Annotated in this window: 5 protein-coding genes and 3 pseudogenes; 7 read left to right on the top strand and 1 reads right to left on the bottom strand. The window is 70.6% G+C overall.

The window, feature by feature from the left end; genetic code table 11:
• Positions 1-62: 62 nt before the first annotated feature.
• Positions 63-857 carry an NPP1 family protein gene (locus ACH4YP_RS41240; protein ID WP_361063237.1) on the top strand — a complete coding sequence of 265 codons (795 nt, stop codon included), beginning with the start codon at positions 63-65 and terminating at the stop codon, positions 855-857.
• 7 nt (positions 858-864) lie between these two features.
• On the opposite strand, the gene ACH4YP_RS41245 is transcribed toward ACH4YP_RS41240, so the two are convergent.
• Entirely contained in the window at positions 865-1,710 is an 846-nt protein-coding gene (locus ACH4YP_RS41245; protein WP_361063235.1) for an alpha/beta hydrolase, read from the bottom strand.
• 418 nt (positions 1,711-2,128) lie between these two features.
• On the opposite strand from ACH4YP_RS41245, the pseudogene ACH4YP_RS41250 reads away from it, so the two are divergent.
• The 6 genes and pseudogenes from ACH4YP_RS41250 to ACH4YP_RS41275 form a co-directional block, all read left to right on the top strand.
• Positions 2,129-2,254: pseudogene (locus tag ACH4YP_RS41250) on the top strand (RICIN domain-containing protein); the annotation flags it as partial.
• Positions 2,255-2,320: 66 nt separating this feature from the next.
• A pseudogene (locus ACH4YP_RS41255) lies at positions 2,321-2,875 on the top strand (coagulation factor 5/8 type domain-containing protein); the annotation flags it as partial.
• Between the two features lie 164 nt (positions 2,876-3,039).
• A pseudogene (locus ACH4YP_RS41260) lies at positions 3,040-3,677 on the top strand (ThuA domain-containing protein); the annotation flags it as partial.
• A 188-nt stretch (positions 3,678-3,865) separates the two neighbouring features.
• Positions 3,866-5,731 carry an AMP-dependent synthetase/ligase gene (locus ACH4YP_RS41265; RefSeq protein WP_398496292.1) on the top strand — a complete coding sequence of 622 codons (1,866 nt, stop codon included), beginning with the start codon at positions 3,866-3,868 and terminating at the stop codon, positions 5,729-5,731.
• Between the two features lie 62 nt (positions 5,732-5,793).
• Complete coding sequence (locus ACH4YP_RS41270; protein WP_361063229.1) at positions 5,794-6,396, top strand: hypothetical protein; 603 nt, start codon at positions 5,794-5,796, stop codon at positions 6,394-6,396.
• Positions 6,397-6,581: 185 nt separating this feature from the next.
• Positions 6,582-9,626: a glycosyl hydrolase gene (locus tag ACH4YP_RS41275; protein ID WP_361063226.1), complete on the top strand. Its 3,045-nt coding sequence runs from the start codon at positions 6,582-6,584 to the stop codon at positions 9,624-9,626.
• The last annotated feature ends 91 nt before the right edge of the window (positions 9,627-9,717 follow it).

Consider the following 9,717-nt stretch of genomic DNA (forward strand, 5'->3'; position numbering starts at 1 on the left):
GACTCTGAACTGCACATGTCACAAAGGGCGTTGGCCTGCGCAGGGCCGATGAGGAGGACACTTTGAACGGCAGACCCGCATCGAAGCTTTCCGGATCCCGGCGTCTGCGCCGGAGGTCACTCGGCGTCCTCGCGGGCGCCGCCGCTCTGGTCCTCGTCTTCCCGTCCACAGCCCTGGCGGCCCCGCCCGGCGCACTGCCCGCCAACGCCGACGGGCTGGACCAGACGTTCCAGCCCGCCTACGACTACGACACGGACGGCTGCTACTCGACGCCCGCGATCGGCCCCGGCGGCGCCGTCAACGGCGGTCTCAACCCGAGCGGCGCCCTCAACGGCCAGTGCCGCGACGCCTCGGACCTCGACAACACCAACGGCTACTCGCGCTCCAAGTGCAACAACGGCTGGTGCGCGATCGTGTACGCCCTCTACTTCGAGAAGGACCAGGCCCTGCCCGGCAGCAGTCTCGGCGGGCACCGGCACGACTGGGAACACGTCGTGGTCTGGGTGCAGAACAACGAGGCCCAGTACGTCTCGACCTCCAACCACGGCTCGTTCACGGTCCACAACCGCTCGGCGATCCGCTGGGAAGGGACACACCCGAAGATCGTGTACCACAAGGACGGGATCAGCACGCACTGCTTCCGGGCCGCGACCTCCGGCGACGAGCCGCCGGAGAACCACAAGGGGACCTGGCAGTACCCGCCACTGGTCGGCTGGAACGGCTACCCCGCCGGTGTACGCGACACGCTGACCTCGTACAACTTCGGCAGCGCCACGCTCGGCATCAAGGACAGCACGTTCAACTCGCACCTGTCCTCGGCGAAGCCGTCCGGGATCGCGTTCGACCCCAACGCCTGACCCGACGTCACGCGGAAGGCCCGCCCCCGTCGCCGTCGGGGCGGGCCGGCAGGACCCGGGCGGCGAAGCCGGCGACGTCCTGGACGATCCGTTCGGGCTCCTCCCAGTACAGAAGGTGCCCGGCGCCCTCGTACACGACGAGGGTCGAGCCGTGGATCGCGTCGAGGATCCGCTGCTGGTCGGCGCGCGGCAGCACGCTGTCCGCGTCACCCCAGATCACGAGTGTGGGTACGAGGATTCCCCGCAGTGTCGCGGCGAGGTCGGCCTCCAGCAGGCCGCGCATGGTCTCCCGCCACACCCGTGCGGGCACCTTGAGGTTCTCCTCGGCCATCGTCGCCAGGAGTCCGCGGGCCGGCGGCCGGGTCCCGAGGTCGCCGAGCAGATCCTCCACGAAGGCACGCGGGACGGGGTCTTCGAGAGCCTGGATCCTCTCCCACAGAGCCGTGATGCCGGGCTTGTCGGCGAGCGTCGCGGGGACGCCCACCAGGACGAGGCCCGCCACCCGGTCGGGATGGCTGCCCGCCACCAGCCGTGCGGCCACCCCGCCGCTCGACGCCCCGACCAGGACGGCGCGGCCGATGCCGGCCGCGTCGAGGAACTCCACCAGGTCACCGGCGAAGTCCTCCGGCCCGTAGCCGTCCGGGGGCCGTTCGGCGTCACCGTGCCCCCGTTGAGTGAGGGCGTATCCGTGCACCGCGGCGGGGAGCTGCCGGAGCAGCGGTTCGAACGTCCACCAGGAGTCCGCGAGACCGTGCACGAAGACGACGGGAAGGCCGTCCGGACAGCCCGCCTCGGCATAAGGGAGGACGAGCCCGCTCCCCAGCCGGGCGGACTTCACCGCGATCGTGCTCACGGCGGCCCTCCTGACGTCGGTCGGCCCCCTCGCACGCGGACCCGCGGGGCGGCGCCACGATCTCTCTCATCGTAAGGACGGGCGCGGTGGACCGCGCGTCCACGGCGGGACGGTCCACCGCTCCCCGGCCGCTTGCCGGCGACTTTTCAGCGCCCTTCCGGCGGCTCCTCCGGGTGCGCCGCCTTCAACGCTCACCGTTCACATTCATGAACAGCGATTCCTCGCCCCCCACTCGCACAGGAGAATCCGTGTTCAGATCGACGAGATCACCCGGCCGTCGCATACCCACGCTCCTCACCGCCCTCGCCCTGGTGGCGTCGGCCGCGACCGCCGTGGCCGCCGCCCCGCCCACGAAAGCGGCACAGGCCGCCGCCCTCCCCGCCGGCTGGGCCACCGTCGTCAACGCGGGCAGCGGCAAGTGCGTGGACGCCCGGGCCGCCGGAACGGCCGACGGCACGCCGTCCAGCAGTACGCGTGCAACAGCAGCCAGGCCCAGCAGTGGCGGCTCCGCGACACCTCCGACGGACGGGTCCGCGTCGACAGCCGCGGCGACACCACGAAGACCTGGGACGTCGCCGACGTGACGGCCGCGGACGGCGCGGCCGCGGACGGCGCGGCCGCGGGCAAGGCCACCACCAGCCTCACGATCAACAGCGACGACGTCATCGGCGACCACCTGTGGATCTGGCCTGCCGACCACGTCAGCGGCGTCGGCTGGAACACCAACACCGCCGACACCGGGCTCGTGGTCAACGGCCACGACGTCACCATGTACGGCCTGTTCGTCGAGCACTACCAGAAGCACCAGACGATCTGGAACGGCAACGGCGGCCGCACGTACTTCTACCAGAACGAGATGCCCTACGACCCGCCCAGCCAGGCGGCCTGGATGAACGGCTCCACCCAGGGCTACGCCGCCTACAAGGTCGCGAACTCCGTGACCAGCCACCAGGTGTACGGCTTCGGCAGCTACTGCTACTTCAACGTGAACCCGGGCGTCACCGCGGAGCACGCCATCGAGACGCCGGTCAACGCGAACGTGCGCTTCCGCAGCATGGTCACCGTCTCGCTCGGCGGCACCGGCACGATCCGGCACGTCGTCAACGACCGCGGCGGCCCGTCCGACTCCGCCACCGACGTCGCCAACCTCGTCAGCTACCCGTGATCGGGGCCAGGCCCGTGATCGTGAACAGGAAGGGACGTTCCATCCTCGGAATCAGATCCTCCGGTCCGGTGCGCCTCGCGCTGCGGGTCCTCGTACTGCTGGCCACTCTGCTCGGCCTCGCCTCGCCGCCCGCCCAGGCGGCCTCCACGGCGGCCCCGTTCAGGGTGCTCGCCCTCTACAGCGGTACGTGGGACGCCGCGCACATGAGCTTCGTCCGCGAGGCCAACCGGTGGTTTCCGGCCCGGGCCGCCGAGAACGGCTTCACCTACACGTCGAGCACCGACTGGAACCTGCCGGCCAACGGGCGGGCTTCGAGCGGTACATGCGCGGGGGCGGCGGCTGGCTGGGCTTCCACGTCTCCGCGTTCACGACCGAGGCGCAGCAGTGGCCCTGGTACCACCAGCAGTTCCTCGGCAGCGGGAACTTCGGATCCAACACCTGGGGTCCGACGACCGCCGTCCTGCGGACCGAGGACCGCACGCACGCCTCGACCAGGAACCTGCCCGCCACCTTCACCTCGTCGGTCAGCGAGTGGTACAGCTGGTCCAACGACCTGCGACGGAATCCGGACATCAAGATCCTTGCCTCTGTCGACGCAAGCAGCTTCCCCCTGGGAACGGATCCCGATCAGACCTGGTACAGCGGGTACTACCCGATCCGCTGGACCAACGCGAAGTACCGCATGCTGTATGCGAACTTCGGCCACGACGCGATGGACTACGCGTCCGACACCCCGCTGTCGTCCACGTTCGCGAGTGCGCCCCAGAACCGCTTCCTGCTCGACGGGCTGAAGTGGCTCGGCACCACGTGAACCGCTCTTTCCGGAATCGACATCAGGCCAGGCGTTCGACGGTTCGTCATACACTCACCGCCGCCGTGGGCTAGATTTCGAACGCCTCGATTCCGGACTCCATCGGAGGGGCGCTCTGCGCGGAATTACTGGAGCGGTACATGCACCCCTTGGAAGTTGTCAGACCCGCTCCGCCATTGATGCAGGGAGGGCTCGCGGACAGTCTCTTCGAGACGGCGGAACGCGATCCCACCCTGTCTCAGCTGGCCCGCCGTTCGGACGCCGCCCCGGGGGCCTGGGAACCGGTGGCCGCGATCGAACTGCGGGACGAAGTCGTCGACGTGGCCCGGGGCTTCATCGCGGCCGGGATCTTCCCGGGCCACCGCGTGGCCGTCATGGCGCGCACCCGCTACGAGTGGACCGTGCTCAGCTACGCCCTCTGGTCGGTGGGCGCCGAGATCGTGCCGATCTACCCGACGTCGTCGCACGAGCAGGTCGGCTGGATCCTCAAGGACGCCGGCTGCGTCGCGGTCGTGGTGGAGGACGAGCAGGGCATCATGACGGTCGGCTCCGTGTGCGCCTCGCTGCCGACTCTGCAGCACGTCTGGCAGCTGGACTCCGGAGCCCTGACGGATCTGATGGAGCAGGGCCGGTCGGTACCGGTCACCACCGTCGAGTCGATGCGCCGGATCGTGCTGCCCGACTCGACCGCGGTCATCGCCTACACCTCGGGTACGACGGGGCCTCCCAAGGGATGCGCCCTGAGCCACCGCAGCCTGGCGAGTTCCTGCGACACCCTGCTGGCCGGCTGGGGTCACACGGTGGCGCGCTCGGGGCAGCAGCCGGCCATCCTCGCCTTCCTGCCGTTCTCGCACGTGTACGGCCTCATGATCCAGGGGCTGTGCATGCGTGGCGGGATGCTGATGGGGCACGTGCCCGATCTGCGCGAGGAGACGCTGTCCGCCGCCCTGCTGTCCTTCCGCCCCACGTTCCTCTACGCCGTCCCGTCCGTGTTCGAGAAGATCTACAAGAACTTCCTGCGCAAGGCTCAGGAGGCGGGCCGCGGCGCCCTGTTCGAGCGCGCGGTCAGCACGGCGCGGGACTTCGCCGCCGCCTCCGAGCGGCACAGGCTGGGGACGGGTCCGGGCCCCGGATTCGATCTGCGACTGCAACACGCCCTCTACGAGAAGACGGTGTACCGAAAGCTGCGTGCGGCGCTGGGCGGAAGGGTCTGCGGCGCGGTGTCGGGCGGCTCGCCCCTCAACCGTGAACTCGCCCTCTTCTACTCGGGAATCGGGATCTTCGTCCACGACGGATACGGGCTGACGGAAACCAGCGGAGGTATTACGGCCCAGCCGGTGGGCCGGGAGAAATTCGGAACCGTCGGACGCCCCCTGCCCGACATGGAGGTCCAGGTCGCCGAGGACGGGGAGATCCTGGTGCGGGGCCCCGCTGTCTTCCAGGGCTACATCAACGACGAGATGAGCACCCGGGCCGCGCTGTACAACGGCTGGCTGGCCACCGGCGACATCGGCCGACTCGACAGCGAGGGCTATCTGAGCATCACCGGGCGCAAGAAGGACATCGTCATCACGAGCAGCGGCAAGAGTGTGGCTCCCGCGGCTCTCGAGGAGCGGCTGCGCGTCCATCCGCTCATCCATCAGGCGGTCGTCGTGGGCGACAACCAGCCCTGTGTGGGAGCGCTGATCACCCTCGATCCGGATTTCCTGGCGCACTGGCGCTCGGTCCTCGCCATACCGGGCGAGGTGCACGACCGCGAGATGCGCGAGGAGAACGCCCTGCGCGAAGAGGTCAAGCGCGCCGTCGCCGCGGTCAACAGCACCGTGTCGCGCTCGGAGTCGATCCGGGTGTACCGCGTACTCCCCGAGGCGTTCGACCTGGCCAACGGCATGCTCACCCCCTCGATGAAGTTACGCAGGGACGCCATCGCTCAGCGCTACGCCGCCGAGATCGAGGCCATGTACCAATCGTCCTCGCGAGTCCCCCGTAATCTCTCGACCGTTGATCCCTACACCTGGGACGACGCGGACAATGTCTTCAGGTGAGCCGTCGTGTTCACCCGAGCCGTTCGTACGACGCCTGACGTGGTCAGGGCCGGGAGACAGACATGCGACGAGTACACGGGGTCCGGCCGGCGCGGTTGGCCGGGGTGACGGCGCTCCTGGGGGCCGTCGTGGCCTGTGGGAGCACCGAAGCGGGGGCCGGGGACGCCTCGCCCGGCCCCGGCACCGCCCATGCCTCCCCCACCTCCCGCCCCTCGCCGTCGCACGCTCGCTTCGTCGAGGAGATCGAGTGGGCCGACGGTCGCCGCGTGGGCATGTACTACGCCGCGAAGCACGGGCTCATGGAGCAGCACCAGGACACCGCGGGCGGGGCGTGGAGCAAGCCTCGCCTGGTCCACGCGACCAAGTCCGATCCGTGCCAGAGCATCACGCTCAAGGCGTTCGACGGTACGGTCGCGGCCATCGCGAACTGGGGTCCCTACTGCTCCGACGGTGAACCGCCGATGGAGTCGATCGCCGCGGTCGGTACCGAGAACCTGTCGGCGTGGGACACGAAACTCAAGAAGAGCTTCGACGGTTGGGAGAAGGCCGAGGCGTCGGACGGCGCCGACCGCCTCACGTTCACCCGCTCGTCCACCGAGTGGCTGACCCGGCTGCGCTGGAGCCGGACGGACGGCTTCGGCGAGGTGGAGGAGACCCGCCGGTAGGTCCACGGGGCAACGCGCGACAGCGACAGCCTCACCGCCCGGCCGGCTCTCGTCAGGATTTTGCGTCGTGCACGCTTCTTGACGCCTCTTGATCGAGAGACTTACTTTCGCAGCGATTAAAACGATTCAACCGCCAGGCCCCTCAGGGGGTCTCTTCGTGCTGCCCTCCGGGAGTGACAGGAACCATGGACGACCCCACCGCAGTTCACCGGACGGGCATTCCACGCCGTACGCTGCTCGCCGCCGCGGCCACGACTGCCGGGGCGGGTGCGCTCACCTGGGCTGGGCCCGGGAGCGCCGCGGCCGCCTCCGCCGCTTCGGCCGCCTCCGCTTCGGCCACCTCCGCCTCGTCCGCCTTCTCGGGTTTCGCCGAGCCGGGTCGCGCGGTGCGGCCGAAGTTCCGCTGGTGGTGGCCCGACGGCCTGGTGCGGCCCGACGAGATCAGACGGGAGATCGACCAGATCGCCGACGCGGGCTTCGGCGGCGCCGAGATAGCCGCCGTGCACCACAGCGTCGCCGACCCGGCGGTGCTGGACACCGAGCGCCACGGCTGGGGCAGCCCCTCCTGGGTCGCCGGTGTCGAGGCCGCGCTGAGCCAGGCGGCCCGACGCGGACTCACCATCGACCTCACCGTCGGCCCGGCGTGGCCCGCGGCGGTCCCCGGCATCACCCCCGACAGCGGGGCCGCCGTCAAGGAACTCGCCCACGGGGCCGTCACGTTGGCCCCTGGTACCGCCTACTCCGGCCCCGTCCCCGAGCCCGTCCACGAGGCGGCGTCCGGCGTCACCAAGCGGCAACTGCTCCTGGTGCAGGCAGCGCGGGTGAACACCGCGAACTCCACCCGCAAGGAGACCGGCCTCGACCAGGACTCGGTCCGCGACCTCACCTCCACGGTCTCCGGCGGCACGCTCGGCTGGACCGCGCCCGACGACGGCACCTGGGTCCTGATCGCGTACTGGGCGCGCGGCTCCGGCCAGACACCGGAGGCCGGCCCGCACACCGACCCGCCGTCCTACGTCGTCGACCACTTCAGCGCGGCCGGCACCCGAGCGGTGACCGACTTCTGGGAGGCCCACCTCCTCACCCCGGCGATCCGCCGTCTGCTGAAGGTCTCCGGCGGCGCGCTCTTCGAGGACTCCATCGAGCTGGAGACCGACGGGCTCCAGTGGACGCCGGGCCTGCCCGACGCGTTCCGGGAGCACACCGGCCGTTCCCTGCTGCCGCTGCTGCCCGCCGTGATCCTCGACAACAGCAACCAGGTCTTCGCCTTCGAGGCCGCCGCCACCCGCCAGATCCGGCACGACTTCTGGGAGACGGTCTCCACTCTCTTCAACAGGCACCACGTCGGGGCGCTGCGCACCTGGGCCCACTCGCTCGGCCTCCAACTGCGCTCCCAGCCCTACGGGTTGCAGACCGACGCCATCGCCTCGGCCGCGCTCCTGGACATCGCCGAGGGCGAGTCCCTGGGCTTCAAGAACCTCGACGACCACCGCTGTCTGGCCGGCGGCCGTGACATGGCCGGGCACACCGTGCTCTCGTGCGAGGCCGGCGCCTACTCCGGCAGCGCCTACAGCACCACCTGGCAGCGCTTCCTGCGCACCATGGGCGGCGCCTACGCGGCCGGCGTCAACCAGACCGTCGTGCACGGCTTCTCCTACGCCGAGCTGCCGGGCGTCAACTGGCCGGGCTACGCGGCCTTCACCCCGTACAAGGGCACGGCCGGTTACGGCGAGTCCTGGGGACCCCGCCATCCGACCTGGAAGCATGTGCCGGACGTCTCCGGCTACCTGGGGCGGGTGCACCAGGTGCTGCAGACCGGCCGGCCCAGAGCCGATGTGGCGGTGTTCCGGCAGACCGGCTACACCGCCACCGGCATCGGCGCGTCCTGGTTCACCGCCACGGGCATCACCCTGGGCTGGACCCACCAGTTCCTCAGCGGCCCGCTGCTCGACCTGCCCGCAGCCACCGTGCGCCGGGGACGACTCGCACCCGACGGCCCGGCCTACAAGGCCCTGTTCGTCGAGGGCGACTTCTTCTACGGCTCCACGGTGACCCTCGCCCTGCGGGACGCCCGCGCCCTGCTGCGGCTCACCCGCGCCGGACTGCCGATCGTGCTGCTCGGGGCGTGGGACACCGTCGTGCCGTCCGGCATCCCCGACAGCCGCGAGACCGACGAACTGCGTGCGGTCGTCGCGGAGTTGCTCGCCCAGCCGCGGGTCCGTCGCGTCACCGACAAGACCGCGGTGCCGGCCGCGCTCGCCGAACTCGGGGTGCGGCCCGACGTCGGATACGCGACCGCCTCCACCCTCCTCAACGCCCACCGGGTGGCCGACGGCGTCGACTACTACTACCTGTGCAACGGCAAGCACGCCGAGACCGTGAAGCCACCGGTGGCCGCCGTCGACCACGAGGTCACCCTTCACCGCACCACGGCCAAGGGAGTGCCGTACCTACTGGACCCGTGGACCGGAAGAGCCGAACGCGTCGCCCGGTACACCGAGGACGGCGACGCGGTCACCGTGCGGGTCGCCCTCCAGCCCGCGGAGACCCTGGTCGTGGCGATCGGGCGGCCCGGCCTCTTCGGCGACCGCAACGGCGACCGCCCGCACGCGGTCGGCAGCGAGGCCGACGAGGTGCGCTTCACGGACGCCGGACTCACCGTCCGCGCCACGAAGGCGGGCACGTACCGGACCGAGCTGTCCCACGGACGCACGGTGCGTACGTCCCTCAAGGACGTCCCCGAGCCGACGGAACTCACCTCCTGGCGCCTGCGCGTACAGGACTGGCGGCCCGGCGCCACGGCCACCAGGACCACCGTCGTCGAGCACGAACTGACCCTGGACGCCCTCGTGCCCTGGTCGCAGCTCCCGGAACTCGCCGACGTCTCGGGCATCGGCCGCTACCGCACCACGGTCACGCTCGGCGACGCCTGGACGGGCGGCCGGGGCGCACGCCTCGAACTGGGCGCCGTCACCGACACCTGCCGGGTCACCGTCAACGGCCACCGCCTCGACCCGGTCGACCAGATCCATCCGGTGGTGGATCTCGGCGGCCTGCTCCGCCGCGGGCAGAACGTCGTCGAGGTCGAGGTGGCGACCCCACTCGCCAACCGGCTGCGGGTGAGCGATCCCGGGGTGTACGGCGGCCTGGCACGGCAGGCGTACGGACTGATGGGGCCGGTACGCCTCGTGCCGTACGGAGAGGCCCGCGTCGGTCCGCCCGCTCACTAGTGCTGTGACCGTGTTGGTTCGCCGGGTTTGTCAGGCTGCGGTGGTGAGGGGGCGTCCGCCCCAGCGGATGCCTTTCTCGCTGCGGATGCGG

It is taken from the genome of Streptomyces sp. NPDC020747 (genome assembly GCF_044334695.1).
Taxonomy (GTDB): Bacteria; Actinomycetota; Actinomycetes; order Streptomycetales; family Streptomycetaceae; genus Streptomyces.

What these genes read in the sequence shown, in the direction of transcription:
- ACH4YP_RS41275 (WP_361063226.1), top strand. Translation starts at nt 6,582, where the DNA reads ATGGACGACCCCACCGCAGTTCACCGGACGGGCATTCCACGCCGTACG.
- ACH4YP_RS41270 (WP_361063229.1), top strand. Translation starts at nt 5,794, where the DNA reads ATGCGACGAGTACACGGGGTCCGGCCGGCGCGGTTGGCCGGGGTGACG.
- ACH4YP_RS41265 (WP_398496292.1), top strand. Translation starts at nt 3,866, where the DNA reads ATGCAGGGAGGGCTCGCGGACAGTCTCTTCGAGACGGCGGAACGCGAT.